Source organism: Streptomyces sp. NPDC060194 (assembly GCF_042728285.1).
Classification (GTDB): domain Bacteria; phylum Actinomycetota; class Actinomycetes; order Streptomycetales; family Streptomycetaceae; genus Streptomyces.
In genome coordinates, this window is the sequence record NZ_JBHWZH010000001.1 from 23,542 (window position 1) to 42,556 (window position 19,015).

General features: G+C 72.2%; 17 protein-coding genes. 14 read left to right on the forward strand and 3 right to left on the reverse strand.

The genetic code is table 11. The features are described from left to right. Nucleotides 1-60 precede the first annotated feature (60 nt). A complete protein-coding gene (locus ACFWEG_RS00125; RefSeq protein ID WP_030012116.1) occupies nucleotides 61-264 on the reverse strand; it encodes a cold-shock protein in 204 nt (67 codons plus the stop codon). 301 nt (nucleotides 265-565) lie between these two features. Here ACFWEG_RS00125 and ACFWEG_RS00130 point away from each other — a divergent pair, with 301 nt between their 5' ends. From ACFWEG_RS00130 to ACFWEG_RS00150, 5 genes are all read left to right on the forward strand, one after another. Then, nucleotides 566-1,423 carry a menaquinone biosynthetic enzyme MqnA/MqnD family protein gene (locus ACFWEG_RS00130; RefSeq protein WP_387207386.1) on the forward strand — a complete coding sequence of 286 codons (858 nt, stop codon included), beginning with the start codon at nucleotides 566-568 and terminating at the stop codon, nucleotides 1,421-1,423. Nucleotides 1,424-1,499: 76 nt separating this feature from the next. After that, nucleotides 1,500-3,332, forward strand: a complete 1,833-nt coding sequence (locus tag ACFWEG_RS00135) for a serine/threonine-protein kinase (RefSeq protein WP_387207387.1) — start codon at nucleotides 1,500-1,502, stop codon at nucleotides 3,330-3,332. A gap of 115 nt (nucleotides 3,333-3,447) precedes the next feature. Next, a complete protein-coding gene (gene mqnC / locus ACFWEG_RS00140) occupies nucleotides 3,448-4,662 on the forward strand; it encodes a cyclic dehypoxanthinyl futalosine synthase (RefSeq protein WP_387207389.1) in 1,215 nt (404 codons plus the stop codon). Nucleotides 4,663-4,684: 22 nt separating this feature from the next. Next, nucleotides 4,685-5,164: a hypothetical protein gene (locus ACFWEG_RS00145; protein ID WP_387207391.1), complete on the forward strand. Its 480-nt coding sequence runs from the start codon at nucleotides 4,685-4,687 to the stop codon at nucleotides 5,162-5,164. 126 nt (nucleotides 5,165-5,290) lie between these two features. After that, on the forward strand, nucleotides 5,291-5,986 hold the full coding sequence (locus ACFWEG_RS00150) for a demethylmenaquinone methyltransferase (protein ID WP_387207393.1): 696 nt from the start codon (nucleotides 5,291-5,293) through the stop codon (nucleotides 5,984-5,986). A 62-nt stretch (nucleotides 5,987-6,048) separates the two neighbouring features. Here ACFWEG_RS00150 and ACFWEG_RS00155 read toward each other — a convergent pair whose 3' ends face one another. Further along, nucleotides 6,049-6,420 (reverse strand): PASTA domain-containing protein, encoded by a 372-nt coding sequence (locus ACFWEG_RS00155; protein WP_387207395.1) that lies wholly within the window; start codon nucleotides 6,418-6,420, stop codon nucleotides 6,049-6,051. A gap of 299 nt (nucleotides 6,421-6,719) precedes the next feature. Here ACFWEG_RS00155 and ACFWEG_RS00160 point away from each other — a divergent pair, with 299 nt between their 5' ends. Continuing rightward, on the forward strand, nucleotides 6,720-8,003 hold the full coding sequence (locus tag ACFWEG_RS00160; RefSeq protein WP_387207397.1) for a geranylgeranyl reductase family protein: 1,284 nt from the start codon (nucleotides 6,720-6,722) through the stop codon (nucleotides 8,001-8,003). Nucleotides 8,004-8,135: 132 nt separating this feature from the next. On the opposite strand, the gene ACFWEG_RS00165 is transcribed toward ACFWEG_RS00160, so the two are convergent. After that, complete coding sequence (locus ACFWEG_RS00165; RefSeq protein ID WP_387207399.1) at nucleotides 8,136-9,008, reverse strand: C40 family peptidase; 873 nt, start codon at nucleotides 9,006-9,008, stop codon at nucleotides 8,136-8,138. Between the two features lie 919 nt (nucleotides 9,009-9,927). Here ACFWEG_RS00165 and ACFWEG_RS00170 point away from each other — a divergent pair. Genes ACFWEG_RS00170 through nuoH form a run of 8 tightly spaced genes read left to right on the forward strand, consistent with a single transcriptional unit; the run spans nucleotide 9,928 to nucleotide 18,998 of the window. Further along, entirely contained in the window at nucleotides 9,928-10,287 is a 360-nt protein-coding gene (locus ACFWEG_RS00170) for an NADH-quinone oxidoreductase subunit A (RefSeq protein WP_387207401.1), read from the forward strand. A 20-nt stretch (nucleotides 10,288-10,307) separates the two neighbouring features. Further along, nucleotides 10,308-10,862 (forward strand): NuoB/complex I 20 kDa subunit family protein, encoded by a 555-nt coding sequence (locus ACFWEG_RS00175; protein WP_387207403.1) that lies wholly within the window; start codon nucleotides 10,308-10,310, stop codon nucleotides 10,860-10,862. After that, nucleotides 10,859-11,584 carry an NADH-quinone oxidoreductase subunit C gene (locus ACFWEG_RS00180; protein ID WP_387207405.1) on the forward strand — a complete coding sequence of 242 codons (726 nt, stop codon included), beginning with the start codon at nucleotides 10,859-10,861 and terminating at the stop codon, nucleotides 11,582-11,584. The genes ACFWEG_RS00175 and ACFWEG_RS00180 overlap by 4 nt, the downstream gene beginning before the upstream one ends. Beyond that, on the forward strand, nucleotides 11,581-12,906 hold the full coding sequence (locus tag ACFWEG_RS00185; protein WP_387207407.1) for an NADH-quinone oxidoreductase subunit D: 1,326 nt from the start codon (nucleotides 11,581-11,583) through the stop codon (nucleotides 12,904-12,906). The genes ACFWEG_RS00180 and ACFWEG_RS00185 overlap by 4 nt, the downstream gene beginning before the upstream one ends. 35 nt (nucleotides 12,907-12,941) lie before the next feature. Next, a complete protein-coding gene (nuoE, locus tag ACFWEG_RS00190; protein WP_387207409.1) occupies nucleotides 12,942-13,769 on the forward strand; it encodes an NADH-quinone oxidoreductase subunit NuoE in 828 nt (275 codons plus the stop codon). Next, a complete protein-coding gene (nuoF, locus tag ACFWEG_RS00195) occupies nucleotides 13,769-15,100 on the forward strand; it encodes an NADH-quinone oxidoreductase subunit NuoF (protein WP_387207411.1) in 1,332 nt (443 codons plus the stop codon). The genes nuoE and nuoF overlap by 1 nt, the downstream gene beginning before the upstream one ends. Beyond that, complete coding sequence (locus ACFWEG_RS00200; RefSeq protein ID WP_387207413.1) at nucleotides 15,097-17,607, forward strand: NADH-quinone oxidoreductase subunit G; 2,511 nt, start codon at nucleotides 15,097-15,099, stop codon at nucleotides 17,605-17,607. The genes nuoF and ACFWEG_RS00200 overlap by 4 nt, the downstream gene beginning before the upstream one ends. Next, complete coding sequence (gene nuoH, locus ACFWEG_RS00205) at nucleotides 17,607-18,998, forward strand: NADH-quinone oxidoreductase subunit NuoH (protein WP_387207415.1); 1,392 nt, start codon at nucleotides 17,607-17,609, stop codon at nucleotides 18,996-18,998. Before ACFWEG_RS00200 ends, nuoH begins: the two co-directional genes overlap by 1 nt. Nucleotides 18,999-19,015: the final 17 nt, after the last annotated feature.

Here is a 19,015-nt window from a genome sequence, read left to right on the forward strand (position 1 = left end):
TCGCCGAACGGGGCTCCTTGGGTACTGCTGTTCCGACCGCGATCCGATCGGCCCGGGCAACTAGGCCGGGGTGACGTTCTCCGCCTGCGGGCCCTTGGGGCCCTGCGTGACGTCGAAGTTCACGGTCTGGTTCTCCTCGAGGGAGCGGAAGCCAGACGCGTTGATCGCGGAGTAGTGGACGAAGACATCCGGGCCGCCGCCGTCCTGGGCGATGAAGCCGAAGCCCTTTTCAGCGTTGAACCACTTCACGGTTCCGGTAGCCATAAGCCCTCCTTGGGCCAAAGGGTTGCCCTGCTCCAGAACCTGCGAGAAGTCTGAAAACGACGAGCCCGCGGTTACACGCTCCGCAGGCTCTGTACTGCAAGGGAAACCAAACTGCAACTTGCGGCGAGCGTAGCACGCGGCTTCGCGCGGGCGATAGAGGGAAAGATCACCGCGGCGGGAGGTTTCGAGGGCCCCCGGAGGAGCAGGGGAAACGGTTTCATGGCCGTGCTGCGAGGGCCGGTCCGCCGAGCGCGGGACGCCCGTCGGGCGTCACCGTGCGTGACAGGACTAGCCTCGTGATGTGGACACAAAATCGGACACGCACTCCCGGCCGCGCGTCGGCCACATCCAGTTCCTCAACTGCCTACCGCTGTACTGGGGACTGGCCCGCACCGGATCGCTGCTCGACTTCGAGCTGACGAAGGACACCCCGGAGAAGCTCAGCGAGCAGCTGGTGCGCGGCGACCTGGACATCGGCCCCATCACCCTCGTCGAGTACCTCAAGCACGCGGACGAACTGGTCGCGCTGCCCGACATCGCGGTCGGCTGCGACGGCCCCGTGATGTCCTGCGTGATCGTCTCCCAGCGCCCGCTCGCGGACCTCGACGGGGCGCGGGTGGCGCTCGGCTCCACCTCCCGCACCTCGGTGCGGCTCGCCGAGCTGCTGCTCTCCGAGCGCTACGGCGTGCGCCCTGACTACTACTCCTGCCCGCCCGACCTCGGCCTGATGATGCAGGAGGCGGACGCCGCCGTCCTCATCGGGGACGCGGCGCTGCGCGCCTCCCTGCACGACGCCCCGAGGCTCGGCCTGGAGGTGCACGACCTCGGGCAGATGTGGAAGGAGTGGACCGGCCTGCCGTTCGTCTTCGCCGTCTGGGCCGTCCGCAAGGACTACCTGGCGCGCGAACCGGAGATCACCGCCAAGGTGCACGAGGCGTTCCTCGACTCCCGGGACGTGTCCCTGGAGGAGGTCGCCAAGGTCGCCGAGCAGGCGGCCCGCTGGGAGGCCTTCGACGCCGCCCTCCTGGAGCGCTACTTCACCACCCTGGACTTCCGCTTCGGCCCCGCCCAGCTCGCCGGGGTCACCGAGTTCGCCCGCCGCGTCGGCCCGGACACCGGATTCCCCGCGGACGTGGAGGTCGAACTCCTCACGGGGTGACTACGCTGCCCGCAGCGGTCCCGTGGACCGGCCGTACCGGTGCCGCGGACCTCACGGATCTCACGGGGGAGTGGGCATGCAGCCGCTGGACGCGGGCGAACCGACGGTCATAGGCCCCTACCGGCTGCTCGGGCGGCTCGGAGCGGGCGGCATGGGGCGCGTCTACCTGGGGCGCAGCGCCGGCGGCCGGACGGTCGCCGTGAAGCTCGTTCACCCGCACTTCGCGACGGACGGCGAGTTCCGCGCCCGCTTCCGGCGCGAGGTGGCCGCCGCGCGGCGGGTCGGCGGGGCCTGGACCGCCCCCGTCATCGACGCCGACCCCGAGGCCGCGGTCCCCTGGGTGGCGACCGGCTACGTCGCCGGGCCGCCGCTGGACCGCGCGGTCGCCGACCACGGCCCGCTTCCGCCCGCCGGGACGCGCGCGCTGGGTGCGGGCCTCGCGGAGGCCCTGGAGCACGTCCACGGGCTCGGCCTCGTGCACCGGGACGTCAAGCCCTCCAACGTGCTCCTGACGCTCGACGGCCCCCGGCTGATCGACTTCGGGATATCCCGGGCGACCGACGGCACCCACTCCCTGACCGCGACCGGCGTCTCCGTCGGCTCCCCGGGGTTCATGGCCCCGGAGCAGGTCCTCGGCAAGGGCGTCACCACGGCCGCCGACGTGTTCTCCCTGGGCGCCGTCCTCGCTTACGCGGCGACCGGCCGGGCGCCGTTCCCCGGCGACTCCTCCGCGGCGCTGCTCTACAAGGTGGTGCACGAGGAACCCGAGCTCCAAGGGCTCCGCGCCGTCGATCCCGCACTGCACGACCTGGTGGCGCGGTGCCTGTCCAAGGAGCCCGCCGCCCGCCCCACCCCCGCTGCGCTCGCCGCCGACCTCGCCCCGGGCGGTGCGGCGGAGCTGATCGCGGCCGGCTGGCTGCCCGCCGCGCTGGTGGCGCAGGTCAGCCGGAGCGCGGTGGCGCTGCTCGACCTGGACGCGGGCCCCGAACCGTCCGCGTCGCCGCTCTCGGGACCGCTGCCCTTCAGCGGACCGGTCGCGACCCCCTCGGGCGGCGTGTTCGGGCCGCCCGACCCGTCCTACGGCGCCGGCGCGGGCGGGGTGTCCGCAGCTCGGGACGGCTCCGGGGCCGAGGTGCCGCCCAGGCCGTCCGGGCCGCCGACCCCGCCGCCGGGGGAGCCGATGAGGCCGCGGGGGCCGGGGGAGCCGGGGTATCCGGGCGAGGGGAAGAGGGCGGCTGACCAGGGGCGCGGCGGCATCGCGCTGTCGATGACCGCGGACAACCGGCGCCACGAGACCGGCGGCCGCCGGATGAGCTGCACCCTCGCGCTGTCCCTCGCCGCCGCGGTGGCCGCGGTGGCGCTCGGCGGGGTCTTCGTGCTGCCGATGCTCGGGGGCGACGACGAGGGCGGCGGCGACCGGGCGGGCGCGGCCAGGTCGTCCTCGGCGGACTCCTCCCCGCCGGACGCCGCCCAGCCGCGGCCGTCCGGGGAGGCGTCACCGTCGGCCACCGCCTCCCGGCCGCCCGCGACCGGGTCCGCGTCCGTGCCGAAGGAGTTCCTCGGCACCTGGAAGGGCCCCTTCACCATCGAGGTGTTCGGCACCCGCACCCAAGGGGGCACGTTCACCGTCACGATCGGCGAGGGCCGCACCGGGAAGCGGTTCGCGACCGTGGACCAGTACGACGCTCTCGGCAACTTCACCTGCCAGGACGCGCTCACGCTGCGCAGCGCCCCCTCGGAGAAGGAGCTCGTCACCGACGCCCGGCACACCGGGAAGTCCGGCGGGGCGCCCTGCACGACCGGCACCCACGGCGTCACGCTGAAGCTGTCCGGCGAGCAGCTGACGATGGTCTCCGACGACGCCCGCGCGGGCCGGCCGGAGGCGGAGCTGACCAGGGACGGAGGCTGAGCCGCCGGGCGCGGAGCGGGCCGCGGGCGGGCGGGGACGGGTGCCGCCGGGGACTGTCGGTGGGCTGGCGTAGGCTGAATCGGTAAGTGCTCACCCCCGCCGAAGGGACCGCCCGGTGACCGAGAACGCCGACCTTGCGACCGTGGACGTCGCCGCCGTGCTCGACCGTGCGGCGGCCGGCGGGCGGATCAGCCCCGAGGAGGCGCTGGAGCTCTACCGGCACGCCCCGCTGCACGCCCTCGGCAGCGCCGCCGACGCCGTGCGCCGCCGCCGCTACGCCGGCACGGAGCACATCGCCACGTACATCATCGAGCGCAACATCAACTACACGAACCTGTGCGTCACCGCGTGCAAGTTCTGCGCCTTCTACGCCGCGCCCAAGGACACCGAGAAGGGCTGGACCCGCGACCTCGACGACATCCTGCGCCGGTGCGCGGAGACCGTCGAGCTGGGCGGCACCCAGATCATGTTCCAGGGCGGCCACCACCCGGACTTCGGCGTCGAGTACTACGAGGAGAACTTCGCCGCGATCAAGAAGGCCTTCCCGGAGCTCGTCATCCACTCCCTCGGCGCGTCCGAGGTCGAGCACATGGCGCGCATCTCCAAGGTCTCGGTCGAGGAGGCGATCACCCGCATCCACGCCGCCGGCCTCGACTCCTTCGCGGGCGCCGGCGCGGAGCTGCTGCCCGCCCGCCCGCGCAAGGCCATCGCCCCCCTGAAGGAGAGCGGCGAGCGCTGGCTGGAGATCATGGAGATCGCGCACGGCCTGGGCGTCGAGTCCACGTCCACGATGCTCATGGGCACCGGCGAGACCAACGCCGAGCGCATCGAGCACCTGCGCATGATCCGCGACGTGCAGGACCGGACGGGCGGCTTCCGCGCGTTCATCCCGTACACGTACCAGCCGGAGAACAACCACCTCAAGGGCCGCACCCAGGCCACGCTCTTCGAGTACCTGCGGATGATCGCCATCGCCCGCCTCTTCCTCGACAACGTGGCCCACATCCAGGGCTCCTGGCTCACCACCGGCAAGGAGGTCGGCCAGCTCTCCCTGCACTACGGGGCGGACGACCTCGGCTCGATCATGCTGGAGGAGAACGTCGTCTCGTCGGCCGGCGCGAAGCACCGCTCCAACCGGCTGGAGATCATCGACCTGATCCGCAAGGCCGGCCGCGTCCCCGCCCAGCGTGCGACCACCTACGAGCACCTCGTCGTCCACGACGACCCGGCGAACGACCCGGTCGACGACCGCGTCGTCTCGCACATCTCCTCCACCGCGATCGCCGGCGGCACAGCCCACCCCGAGCTCAAGCTCCTCGACGCCAACTGAGGCGGGACGGGAGCGCGCGGCGGTGCGGACGATCCACGTCGCGGACGGCGGCCCGGCGGTCGCCGCCGACGGCGCGGTGATCGCGGCGGTCGGCCCGTACGACGAGGTCGCGGCCGCGTGCCCCGGTGCGCGGGTGCGCCGTTGGCCGGGCGTACTCGGCCCCGGCCGGCTGTACGAGGGCAGCCTGCGCGCCCTCCTGGTGGACACCTTCCACCCCGACGCCCACCTCCCCGAGCGCCCCGACGACACCGGGGAGTCGGCCCGCCGCGGCATCCACACCCTGCTCGCCGCGGGCGTCACGGCCGTCGTCGACGACCTCCCGGGACCGGACACCCTCGCCCCCGCCGTCCGCGCCGCCCTCACCCGCTCGGGACTCCGCCGCGTCCCGGCGGGCCGGGCACCCCGCCTGGAAGCGGGCGCCCCCGCCGACCTGTCCGTCCACGACGCGGACGGCTGCGTGGTGACGGTCCTCGGCGGCCGCATGGTCCACCGCCGCCGCTGAGCCGGTACAGCGCCCGGCCCCCGCACCCCCGCGGCCTCCCGTCTCCGTGGCCCGCCACGCCCCCGTCGTCCCGCCGACCCGCCCGCCGCCCGCCGACGGCCGCCGCGCGCCTGCTTGAATGGGCCCGTGACCCGCGCATCCCTGGACAAGCAGCCGCACGAAGTCGCCTCGATGTTCGACGGCGTGGCGGCGAACTACGACCTGACCAACGACGTGCTCTCCCTCGGGCAGGCGCGGCTGTGGCGCAAGGAGGTCGCGAAGGCGGTCGACGCGCGGCCCGCGCAGAAGATCCTCGACCTCGCGGCCGGCACCGCGACCTCGTCGCTGCCGTTCGCGGCGAGCGGCGCGTACGTGGTGCCGTGCGACTTCTCGCTCGGCATGCTGCGGGTGGGCAAGCGCCGCAACCCGTGGCTGCCGGTGACGGCCGGCGACGCGACCCGGCTGCCGTTCCGGGACGACGCCTTCGACGCGGTGACGATCTCGTTCGGGCTGCGCAACGTGCAGGACACCCAGGGCGCGCTGCGGGAGCTGTACCGGGTGACGAAGCCGGGCGGGCGGGTCGTGATCTGCGAGTTCTCGCACCCGACCTGGGCCCCGTTCCGGACCGTCTACACCGAGTACCTGATGCGGGCGCTGCCCCCGGTCGCCCGCGCGGTGTCGTCCAACCCGGACGCGTACGTCTACCTCGCCGAGTCGATCCGTGCCTGGCCCGACCAGGCCGGGCTCGCGCGCGAGCTGCAGGGGGCCGGCTGGTCGGACGTGGCCTGGCGGAACCTGACCGGGGGCGTCGTCACCCTGCACCGGGGGACCAAGCAGGTCTGACCGGGGCCGAGGGGCCCCGGGCGGGGCCGGGCGCCGTGCGGGCGCCCGGGCACCGCGTGCGCCTACGCCCGGTCGACCGCCGGGGCCAGACCGTCGTCCGGCTCGTCCAGCGGCCGCTGCGGGGCCGGGCGCGGCTCGTCCAGCTCGACGCGGAGTCCGCCGTCCGGCGGGCCGGGCAGCCGGGGCTCGCGGACGCCGGCGCCGCCGCCGGGATCCTCGCCGCCGAAGTCGAACCACACGGTGACGACCGCGCCCCAGGGCACGTACACACCGGGCTCGGGGTACTGGCGGACGACGTACTCGAGGGAGAGCCCGGGCAGATCGGGCGTGGTCGGCGACTCCAGGACCAGATCGCGCTCGGCGGCGGCCTCACGCGCGTCCAGCGCGACCATCCCGACGAACTTCGGGACCTTCACCTCAGGTACCTCGGGCACCTCAGGTACCTCGGATGGTTCTCGCATAGTGCCTCATCCCCAACCGTACGTACTCGAAGGGTACGGGCCGCGACCCGTCGCCCGGAAGTCCGGCGCTCCCCGTCGCGTGCCCGCCGGGCCGCCGCCGTACGCCTCCCGCGCCCCCGACGCGCGCGCCCCCGGAGCCCCGGCCGGTGCGGGCGGGGGCCGGACCGTGCCCGTTCCGCGGACGGCGCGACCGGCTGAATAGACTTGTCGCAGTCCCAGTGCCGCGGCCCTGTCGCGCGTACGCCGATTCCGAGCCCTCGGGGGTCCACGCCGTGACCGAGCTCCTGTCCGAACACACCGCAGATGTGATCGTCGTCGGGGCCGGTCCCGCCGGGTCCACGACGGCGTACTACCTCGCCAAGGCGGGGCTCGACGTGCTGCTCCTGGAGAAGACCGCCTTCCCGCGCGAGAAGGTGTGCGGCGACGGTCTGACGCCGCGGGCCACCAAGCAGCTGGTGTCGATGGGCATCGACATCTCCGAGGAGGCCGGCTGGCTCCGCAACAAGGGCCTGCGGATCATCGGCGGCGGGGTCCGCCTCCAGCTCGACTGGCCCGACCTCGCCTCGTACCCGGACTACGGCCTGGTCCGCAAGCGCGACGACTTCGACGAGCAGCTCGCCCGGCAGGCCCAGAAGGCCGGCGCGCGCCTCTACGAGCGCTGCAACGTCGGCGAGCCGATCCGCGACGAGCGCACCGGCCGGATCACCGGCGTGCACGCGAAGCTCGGCGAGGAGAAGCTCCCCGTCACCTTCCACGCCCCGCTCGTCGTCGCCGCCGACGGCAACTCCACCCGGCTGTCGCTCGCCATGGGCCTGCACCGCCGAGAGGACCGCCCCATGGGCGTCGCCGTGCGCACCTACTTTCAGTCGCCGCGCCACGACGACGACTACCTGGAGTCCTGGCTGGAGCTGTGGGACCGCCGCGGCGAGCAGGACCGGCTGCTGCCCGGCTACGGCTGGATCTTCGGGATGGGTGACGGCACGTCCAACGTCGGCCTCGGCATCCTGAACTCGTCCTCCGCGTTCAAGGAGCTCGACTGGCGCGAGGTCCTGAAGGCGTGGTGCGCCTCGATGCCGGAGGACTGGGGCTTCACCCCGGACAACATGACCACCCCGATCCGCGGCGCGGCCCTCCCCATGGCGTTCAACCGCCAGCCGCACTACACCAAGGGCCTGCTCCTGGTCGGCGACGCCGGCGGCCTGGTCAACCCGTTCAACGGCGAGGGCATCGCCTACGCGATGGAGTCCGGCCAGATCGCCGCGGACGTCATCGTCCAGGCCCACGCCCGCGCGACCGACGCCCAGCGCGAGCTGGCGCTCCAGAACTACCCGCGCATCCTCAAGGAGACCTACGGCGGCTACTACACGCTCGGCCGCGCCTTCGTGAAGCTGATCGGCAACCCGAAGGTCATGAAGATCGCGGCCCAGCGCGGCCTGACCCATCCGGTCCTCATGCGCTTCACCCTCAAGATGCTCGCCAACCTCACCGACCCGACGGGCGGCGACGCGATGGACCGCATCATCAACGGCCTGAGCAAGGTCGCGCCGAAGGCCTGAACCGCATCTGGTGCGGGGGCGCTCCCGCGCCCCGGCACCGCACGGCCGAGGGCCGCCGTCTCCGAGCGGGGAGACGGCGGCCCTCAGGTGTGTCCGGGTGTCGCGCCGGGTGTGCTGACCGGGGGGAGCGGGTCAGAGGACGCGGACCGCGCCGGTCGGCGGGTCGTAGTCCAGGCTGGCCTGGACGGTGCCGGTGCCCGGGTTCTGGGCGCCGACGAACTGGCCGCCGCCCACGTAGATCGCGGTGTGGTACGCGCTGCCGGCGGAGCCCCAGTAGAGGATGTCGCCGGGCTGGAGGTTGTCGAGGCCGACCTGGGTGCCCGCGGTCGACTGGCTCTGCGAGACGCGCGGCAGGCTGACGCCGGCCTGCTGGTAGGCGGCCTGGACGAGGCCCGAGCAGTCCCACGAGTTCGGGCCGGTGCCGCCGGAGACGTACGCGTCGCCGATCTGCGCCTTGGCGAAGGCGACCACGGCGGCGGCGGAGCCGGAGGCGACGGAGGAGCTGCCGGAGTCGGAGGACGAACCGGCGGACGTGCCCGAGCCGTTCGAGGCCGGCGCGGCGGCGCTGAGGGTCGTGCGGGCCTCGGAGCGGGAGGCGCGCTCGGCGGCGGCCTCCTTCGCGGCGGCCTCGCGCGCCTCGGCGGCGGCCTCGGCCTTCTGGCGGGCCTCCTCGGCCGCCTTCTCGGCCTTGGTGTGCGCCTTCTTCGCGTCCTTGGCGGCCTGGGTGGCGGCGGCGTCCTGCTGCGCCTGCCGGGCCTGGACGTCGATGGCGTCCGCGGCGGTCTGGGTGGCCGTCGCCGACCGCGCCGTGAAGGAGGCGAGTTCGGAGGTCAGCGTCGGCATCTCTATGGTCTCGGTCACCGGCTCCGAGGCGTTCGCGGGGCCGGCCGCGCCGGTCACGGCGAGGGTGCTGAGGACGCCGCCGGCCACGCTGGAGGCGATGGCGCGCTTGGCGCCGGCACGGCTGGGCTTCCGGTGGCGGGGCGTGTGAGCGGTGTGGGACATGGGACAACCGGTATCAAGGCTTCCGGGACGAGCTCAAGAAACGTGTGGTGCGCCACAGTTGGCCGTGTTCACAGCCGCAGCCGAAGATCACCCCTCTTTATTGCCGCCTTATCGGGAATTTCGGGCATTGTGAATTGCCGCTGTGAGCACGGGGTTTCAACATAATGTCCGAAATGGCCGCGTCCTACCACCGATTGAGGAGCTTGGCCAAGCCCGCTTTTCGCGGGCCGCCGGAGGCGTGGCGCAGGTCACGAAACCGAAACGGTCGCCACCCGTGACCCCGCCCGGCGCGCGCCCCCGCACCACCCCGCCGCACTCCGGTCACCACCCCGCCGCCCCGCCCTCACCGCTTCTCCACGCCTCCCCGCGGGGCCGCGCGGACAAACGTCCCGTCTTGTCCGGTACGCGTCCGCCGTGCGCCGCCCGCCTGCACCGCTCGTGAACGTGAGCACGCGCACGAGCGGGGGTGCGGCGAGAGGGGTGGGACGACCTCCGGGCGCCGGCCGGACCCCGGCCGGCGCACCTCGCGGAAGCGGTCCGAGGGCCTATACCAGCCTCCCCGGTCCAGCTCCAATTTGCTTGAACGTCGTACTCTTGGTAGAGAACGCACGTCCCCGACCTGCAGTTTCTCGTCCGAATGTCACCTCTCGTGATCACTTCGGAGCTTCCGGTGCGTAGCTCACCGCTCATCCGGCTTCATGATCCTTCGTCAGGTGGCCGAGATCACAAAGTCGCTCCCCCACCCCGTGTCGCAGATCACAGACGGACAGGCATAGGATGCACGGCAGTTGGGCTTGTGACGTGCTTCACAAAAGCACGATCTTCGACGTCCGCACCGGTGCAAGGCGCCGGCCGCGGACGGGGAGAAGGGCCCGGCGCCGCCGATGCAGTCAGTGCCGACTGAGAGGAGCGAGGACTGGTGAACGCGTACGTGCCCATCCTCGTACTGGGAGCCCTCGGGGCAGGCTTTGCGATCTTCTCCGTGGCCGCGGCCGCGCTGATCGGACCGAAGCGCTACAACCGGGCCAAGCTCGAAGCCTACGAGTGCGGAATCGAGCCGACCCCGACCCCGGCCGGTGGCGGACGGTTCCCGATCAAGTACTACCTGACGGCGATGCTCTTCATCATCTTCGATATCGAGATCGTCTTCCTCTACCCCTGGGCCGTGAGCTTCGACGCCCTGGGGCTGTTCGGGCTCGTGGAGATGCTGCTCTTCGTGCTCACCGTCTTCGTCGCCTACGCCTACGTCTGGCGGCGCGGCGGCCTGGAATGGGACTGAAGGGCTGAGGGACAGACACCATGGGCATCGAAGAGAAACTCCCGAGCGGCTTTCTGCTCACCACCGTCGAACAGGCCTCGGGCTGGGTACGCAAGTCCTCCCTCTTCCCCGCGACCTTCGGCCTCGCCTGCTGCGCGATCGAGATGATGACGACCGGCGCCGGCCGCTACGACCTGGCCCGCTTCGGCATGGAGGTCTTCCGCGGCTCGCCGCGCCAGGCCGACCTGATGATCGTCGCCGGCCGGGTCAGCCAGAAGATGGCGCCGGTCGTCCGCCAGGTCTACGACCAGATGGCGAACCCCAAGTGGGTCATCTCGATGGGCGTCTGCGCGTCCTCGGGCGGCATGTTCAACAACTACGCGATCGTCCAGGGCGTCGACCACATCCTCCCGGTCGACATCTACCTGCCCGGCTGCCCGCCGCGGCCCGAGGCGCTGATGGACGCGATCCTCAAGCTCCACCAGAAGATCCAGGGCGGCAAGCTCGGCGTCAACGCGGAGGAAGCGGCCCAGGAGGCCGAGCAGGCCGCGCTCACCGCGCTCCCGCTGATCGAGATGAAGGGGCTGCTCCGGTGAGCGAGGAGTTCAACGGCCGCACCGGCCCCGAGGCCCTCCCCGCGCAGCGCGGCGACGCCGGCGACGAGGTCATCGGCGTCCGCAAGGGCATGTTCGGCGCGAACAACGGCGGCGACACCAGTGGTTACGGCGGACTGGTCCGCACCGTCGCCCTGCCCGGCGCCTCGTCCCGGCCCTACGGCGGCTGGTTCGACGAGGTCGCCGACGAGTTCGAGGGCGCGCTGGAGGAGCAGGGACTCGTCCCGGAGAACGTCATCGACCGGACGGTCGTCGACCGCGGAGAGCTGACGTTCCACATCGAGCGCGAGCACCTGCTCACCGCCGCACGGACGCTGCGCGACGACCCCGCGCTGCGGTTCGAGCTGTGTACGGGCGTCTCCGGGGTCCACTTCCCAGGAGACAAGGGCCGCGAGCTGCACGCCGTCTACCACCTGCGCTCGCTGACCCACAACCGGCTGATCCGGCTCGAGGTCACCGCCCCGGACGCCGACCCGCACCTCCCGTCGCTGGTCAGCGTGTACCCGACCAACGACTGGCACGAGCGCGAGACGTACGACTTCTTCGGGATCGTCTTCGACGGGCATCCGGCGCTGACCCGGATCATGATGCCGGACGACTGGCAGGGCTTCCCGCAGCGCAAGGACTACCCGCTCGGCGGTATCGCCGTCGAGTACAAGGGCGCCCAGATCCCGGCTCCGGACCAGCGGAGGTCGTACTCGTGACCACACCACCCACAACTCCCCGCGAGACCACCGAGGGCAGCGTCTACACCGTCACCGGCGGCGACTGGGACGAGCTGGCCGAGTCGGTGACCAAGGCCGACGACGAGCGGATCGTCGTCAACATGGGCCCCCAGCACCCCTCCACGCACGGCGTGCTGCGGCTGATCCTGGAGATCGACGGCGAGACCGTCACCGAGGCCCGCTGCGGCATCGGCTACCTGCACACGGGCATCGAGAAGAACCTCGAGTACCGCACGTGGACGCAGGGCACCACCTTCGTCACGCGCATGGACTACCTGACGTCGTTCTACAACGAGACGGCGTACTGCCTGGGCGTCGAGAAGCTGCTCGGCATCGAGGACCAGATCCCCGACCGGGCGTCCGTCATCCGCGTGCTGCTCATGGAGCTGAACCGGATCTCCTCGCACCTGGTGTGCATCGCCACCGGCGGCATGGAGCTCGGCGCGACCACGATCATGATCTACGGCTTCCGCGATCGTGAACTCGTTCTCGATCTCTACGAGCTGATCACCGGCCTGCGCATGAACCACGCGTTCATCCGCCCCGGCGGGCTCGCCCAGGACCTCCCGGCGGGCGCGCTGGAGAAGCTGCGCGAGTTCGTGAGGACGATGAAGAAGAACCTCCCGGAGTACGACAAGCTCGCCACCGGGAACCCGATCTTCAAGGCGCGCATGCAGGACGTCGGCTACCTGGACCTGACCGGGGCGATGGCGCTCGGCGCCACCGGCCCGATCCTTCGCTCCGCCGGCCTCCCCTTCGACCTCCGCAAGGCGCAGCCGTACTGCGGCTACGAGACGTACGACTTCGAGGTGCCGACGTCCGACACCTGCGACGCGTACGGGCGGTTCCTGATCCGCCTGGAGGAGATGCGGCAGTCGCTGCGGATCGTCGAGCAGTGCCTGGACCGGCTGAGCCCGACGGGCCCGGTCATGGTCGCGGACAAGAAGATCGCCTGGCCGGCGCAGCTGGCCATCGGCGCGGACGGGCTCGGCAACTCGCTCGACCACATCAAGACCATCATGGGCACCTCCATGGAGGCCCTGATCCACCACTTCAAGCTGGTGACCGAGGGCTTCCGGGTCCCCGCCGGCCAGGCCTACGCCGCGGTCGAGTCGCCGAAGGGCGAACTCGGCGTGCACGTCGTCTCCGACGGCGGCACCCGCCCCTACCGGGTCCACTTCCGCGACCCGTCCTTCACCAACCTGCAGGCCATGGCGGCGATGTGCGAGGGCGGCCAGGTCGCCGACGTCATCGTCGCCGTCGCGTCCATCGACCCCGTGATGGGAGGCGTCGACCGGTGACCGCACCGACCGGAAACCAAGGCGTCAGCCTGGGCATGCCACAGCTGCCCGCCCCCGCCTACCCGGCCGACGTCCTCGCCCGGCTGGAGACGGACGGGCGCGAGATCGTCGCCCGCTACCCGGACTCCCGCTCGGCGCTGCTGCCGCTGCTGCACCTGGTGCAGTCCGAGGAAGGGCACGTCACCCGCACCGGGATGGCCTTCTGCGCGGAGTTCCTCGGCCTGACCACGGCCGAGGTCAACGCGGTGGCGACCTTCTACAGCATGTACCGGCGCAAGCCCTCGGGCGACTACCAGGTGGGCGTCTGCACCAACACGCTCTGCGCGGTGATGGGCGGCGACCAGATCTTCGACGAGCTGAAGGAGCACCTCGGCGTCGGCAACGGCGAGACCACCGAGGACGGCAAGGTCACCCTGGAGCACATCGAGTGCAACGCGGCCTGCGACTTCGCCCCGGTCGTGATGGTCAACTGGGAGTTCTTCGACAACCAGACGCCCGCCTCCGCCAAGGCGCTCGTGGACGACCTGCGGGCCGACCGCCCGGTCGAGCCCACCCGCGGCGCGCGGCTGTGCACGTTCAAGGACACCGCCCGCATCCTGGCCGGCTTCCCCGACCAGCGCCCCGGCGCGGTCGAGGAGTCCGGCGGGGCCGGCGCGGCCTCGCTCGCCGGACTCCGGCTCGCCAAGGGCGAGTCGGGCCCCACCCGGGTGGTCACCCAGCGCTCGCAGTCCGGCGACGAGGCCCCCGGCAGCCCGGCGGACAAGGGCGCGGAGCACCTCAGCGCGAACGACGCCGGCGAGCGCACCGCCGCCTCCGACCCGGCCAACCCCGCGGAGCCCGTGCACAAGGAGGGGGACAAGTGATGACCGTCGAATCCCCGGAGAAGCTGCTCTCCCCGGTGCTCTCCGCGTTCTGGGACGACCCCAGGTCGTGGACGCTGGAGACCTACCGCCGCCACGACGGCTACGAGGGCCTGCGCAAGGCGCTCGCGATGTCGCCGGACGACCTGATCGCGTACGTGAAGGACTCCGGTCTGCGCGGACGCGGCGGGGCCGGCTTCCCGACCGGCATGAAGTGGCAGTTCATCCCGCAGGGCGACGGCAAGCCGCACTACCTCGTCGTCAACGCCGACGAGTCCGAGCCCGGCACCTGCAAGGACATCCCCCTCCTCTTCGCCAACCCGCACAGCCTGATCGAGGGCATCGTCATCGCCTGCTACGCGATCCGGTCCTCGCACGCGTTCATCTACCTGCGCGGCGAGGTCGTGCCCGTCCTGCGCAGACTGCACGAGGCCGTCCGCGAGGCGTACGAGGCGGGCTACCTGGGCGAGAACGTCCTCGGCAGCGGGCTCGACCTCGACATCACGGTGCACGCGGGCGCGGGCGCGTACATCTGCGGTGAGGAGACCGCGCTGCTCGACTCGCTGGAAGGCCGCCGTGGGCAGCCGCGGCTGCGTCCTCCCTTCCCCGCCGTCGCCGGTCTCTACGCGTGCCCCACTGTCGTGAACAACGTGGAGTCCATCGCGTCGGTTCCCGCGATCCTGAACCGTGGCAAGGACTGGTTCAAGTCGATGGGCAGCGAGAAGTCCCCCGGCTTCACGCTCTACTCGCTCAGCGGCCACGTCGCGGGTCCCGGCCAGTACGAGGCCCCGCTCGGCATCACGCTCCGCCAGCTCCTCGACATGAGCGGCGGGATGCGCCCCGGGCACCGCCTGAAGTTCTGGACCCCCGGCGGCTCCTCCACCCCGATGTTCACCGACGAGCACCTCGACGTCCCCCTGGACTACGAGGGCGTCGGCGCCGCCGGCTCAATGCTCGGCACCAAGGCGCTGCAGTGCTTCGACGAGACCACGTGCGTGGTCCGCGCGGTGACCCGGTGGACGGAGTTCTACGCCCACGAGTCCTGCGGCAAGTGCACTCCGTGCCGCGAAGGCACCTACTGGCTGGTCCAGTTGCTCCGCGACATCGAGGCCGGCAAGGGCTCGATCGACGACCTCGACAAGCTGAACGACATCGCCGACAACATCAACGGCAAGTCCTTCTGCGCCCTCGGCGACGGAGCCGCGTCGCCGATCTTCTCCTCGCTGAAGTACTTCCGCGAGGAGTACGAGCAGCACATCACGGGCCAGGGCTGCCCCTTCGACCCGGCCAAGTCGACCCTGTGGGCCGACGAGCACCAGGAGGTGAACGCATGACGGTGACCACGTCCGCCCCCTCGGGCGGCGGGGCAGCGGTCCCGCCGGAAGATCTCGTCGCGGTGACCATCGACGGGTTCGACATCCGGGTCCCCAAGGGCACCCTGGTGATCCGGGCCGCCGAGCTCCTCGGCATCGAGATCCCCCGCTTCTGCGACCACCCCCTCCTGGACCCGGTCGGCGCCTGCCGGCAGTGCATCGTCGAGGTCGAGGGCCAGCGCAAGCCGATGGCGTCCTGCACCATCACCTGCACCGACGGCATGGTGGTGCGGACCCAGCTGACCAGCCCCGTCGCCGAGAAGGCGCAGCACGGGGTGATGGAGCTGCTGCTCATCAACCACCCGCTGGACTGCCCGGTCTGCGACAAGGGCGGCGAGTGCCCGCTGCAGAACCAGGCGATGTCCCACGGGCAGGCCGACTCCCGCTTCGAGGGGCGCAAGCGCACCTACGAGAAGCCGGTGCCGATCTCCCAGCAGGTGCTCCTGGACCGCGAGCGGTGCGTGCTGTGCGCGCGCTGCACCCGCTTCTCCAACCAGGTGGCCGGCGACCCGATGATCGAGCTGATCGAGCGCGGTGCGCTCCAGCAGGTCGGCACCGGGGACGGCGACCCGTTCGAGTCGTACTTCTCCGGCAACACCATCCAGATCTGCCCGGTCGGCGCGCTCACCTCGGCCGCCTACCGCTTCCGCTCCCGCCCCTTCGACCTGGTCTCCGCGCCGAGCGTGTGCGAGCACTGCGCGGGCGGCTGCGCGACCCGCACCGACCACCGGCGCGGCAAGGTCGTCCGGCGGCTCGCGGCGGACGACCCGGAGGTCAACGAGGAGTGGCTCTGCGACAAGGGCCGCTTCGGGTTCCGCTACGCGCAGCAGCGTGACCGCCTGGACACGCCCCTCGTGCGCGACGCCGGGACCGGCGCCCTGGAGCCCGCCAGCTGGCCGGAGGCCCTGGAGGCCGCCGCCCGGGGGCTGCTCGGGGCGCGCGGCCGGGCCGGCGTCCTGACCGGCGGCCGGCTGACCGTCGAGGACTCCTACGCGTACGCCAAGTTCGCGCGGGTCGCCCTCGACACCAACGACATCGACTTCCGGGCCCGCCCGCACAGCGGCGAGGAGGCCGACTTCCTGGCCGCCCGGGTGGCCGGCCGCGGCCGGGACCTGGACGGCTCGGGCCTCACGTACACCCTCCTGGAGCAGGCCCCGGCCGTGCTCCTGGCGGGCATCGAGGCCGAGGAGGAGGCCCCGGGCGTCTTCCTGCGGCTGCGCAAGGCCCACCGCAAGCGCGGCCAGCGCACCTACGCGCTCGCCACCCACGCGACCCGCGGGCTGACCAAGGCGGGCGGCACCCTGCTGCCCGCCGCGCCCGGCACGGAGACCGAGTGGCTCGACGCGCTGGCCGGCGGCAGCGGCCTGGAGGCCGACGCCGAGGCGGCCGCGCAGGCGCTGCGCGAGAGCGGCGCGGTGATCGTCGTCGGCGAGCGGCTGGCGTCCGTCCCCGGCGCGCTCACCGCCGCCGTACGGGCCGCCGCGTCGACCGGGGCGCGGCTGGTGTGGATCCCGCGCCGCGCGGGCGAGCGCGGGGCCCTGGAGGCGGGGGCGCTCGCCGCCCTGCTGCCCGGCGGCCGCCCGGCCACCGACCCGCGCGCCCGCGAGGAGGTCGCCGCCCTGTGGCGGGTGCGCGAACTGCCGCACGGCTACGGGCGCGACACCGGCCAGATCCTGGAGGCCGCGACCACCGGCGAGCTGGGGGCGCTCGTCGTCGCCGGCGTCGAGGTCGCGGACCTGCCCGACCCGGCCCGCGCGCGGGCCGCCCTGGACGCGGTCGGCTTCCTGGTCTCCCTGGAGCTGCGGCCGAGCGAGGTGAGCGACCGCGCGGACGTCGTGTTCCCGGTCGCCGCCGTCGCCGAGAAGGCGGGCACCTTCCTCAACTGGGAGGGACGGGCCCGGATGTTCGAGGCGGCGCTCAAGCCCGAGCACATGACCCGCACCCTGCCGCCGACCGACACCCGCGTGCTGCACATGCTCGCCGACGCCATGGACACGCACCTCGCGCTGCCCGACGTCCGCGCGGTGCGCCGCGAGATCGACCGGCTCGGTCCCTGGGAGGGCCCGCGGGCCGGCGAGCCGCGCGAGCTGTCGGCCGCGCTGCCGAAGCCCGCCCCCGGAGAGGCGGTCCTCGCCGGCCACCGGCTGCTGCTCGACCAGGGCCGGCTCCAGGAGGGCGACAAGGCCCTGGAGGGCACCCGGCACGCCGCCCTCGCCCGCCTCTCGGAGGCCACCGCCGCCGAGGCGGGGGTCGCGGACGGCGAGCTGCTGACCGTCGCGGGCTCCGCCGGCACCGTGACCCTGCCGCTGCGGGTGACCGCCATGCCCGACCGGGTGGTCTGGCTGCCGCTCAACTCCCGCGGCGACGGCGTGTACTCCGATCTCGGCTCCCGCACCGGCGAGGTCGTGCGGCTCGCCGCCGCCGAGCCCGCGCCCGCGCCGATCGAGACACCGGAGGTGTCCGCGTGATGTCCCTCGCCGCACTCCCGCTCGCCGCGGCAGACCCGGCGTACCTGGCGGCGGAAGACCTGTCGGTGTTCGGCACGGACCCCTGGTGGCTCGTCGCGGTCAAGGCCGTCTTCTGCTTCGCGTTCCTGATGGTGACGGTGCTCTTCTCCATCGTGTGGGAGCGCAAGGTCGTCGCCTGGATGCAGCTGCGCATCGGCCCCAACCGGCACGGTCCCTGGGGGCTGCTGCAGTCCCTCGCCGACGGCATCAAGCTGATGCTTAAGGAGGACCTGGTCGTCAAGCGCGCCGACAAAGTCGTCTACGTCCTGGCGCCGGTCGTCGCCGCGATCCCGGCGTTCATGGCCATCGCGGTCATCCCCTTCGGACCGGCCGGCAACGAGGTCTCGATCTTCGGCACCCGCACCGCGCTGCAGCTCACCGACCTGCCGATCGCGATGCTCTACGTCCTCGCGGTCGCCTCGGTCGGCATCTACGGCATCGTGCTGGCCGGCTGGTCCTCGGGCTCGACGTACCCGCTGCTCGGCGGACTGCGCTCCTGCGCGCAGATGATCTCCTACGAGATCGCCATGGGAGCCGCCTTCGCGTCGGTGTTCCTGTACTCGGGGTCCATGTCGACCTCCGCGATCGTCGACGCCCAGGCGGACCGCTGGTTCGTCGTCCTGCTGCCGGTCTCGTTCATCATCTACGTGGTGACGATGGTCGGGGAGACCAACCGGGCGCCGTTCGACATGCCGGAGTCCGAGGGCGACCTCGTCGGCGGCTTCAACACCGAGTACTCGTCGATCAAGTTCGCGATGTTCATGCTCGCCGAGTACGTCAACATGGTGACCGTCTCGGCGGTGGCCGTGACGCTGTTCCTCGGCGGCTGGCGGGCCCCGTACCCGGTCTCGACGTTCTGGGAGGGCGCGAACCACGGCTGGTGGCCGATGCTCTGGTTCGTCGTCAAGGTCCAGCTGCTGCTGTTCTTCTTCATCTGGCTGCGCGGCTCGCTGCCGCGGGTCCGCTACGACCAGCTGATGAAGCTCGGCTGGAAGGTGCTCATCCCGGTCTCGCTGGTCTGGCTGATGATGGTCGCCACCGTGCGCACCCTGCGCGACGAGGGCTACGACTTCTCGCAGATCGTGCTCTACGTCTGCGGAGCCGTCGTCGGCCTGCTGCTCGTCCTGTGGGTGGTCGACATCCTCCGCGACCGGAAGGCGGCCGCCGAACCGAGGCCCGGGCCTGCCGAGTTCGACCCGATGGCGGGCGGGTTCCCCGTCCCGCCGCTGCCCGGGCAGACCCTCCCGCCGGTGCCCAGGCGCCGCTCGCGGCAGGAGCGGGAGCTCGTTGTCAGTGGTGCCCCCGATACTGAGAGTGACCGTGACGGAAAGGGGGTGGCCGGAGATGTCTGAGCAGGACGGGCGCGGTG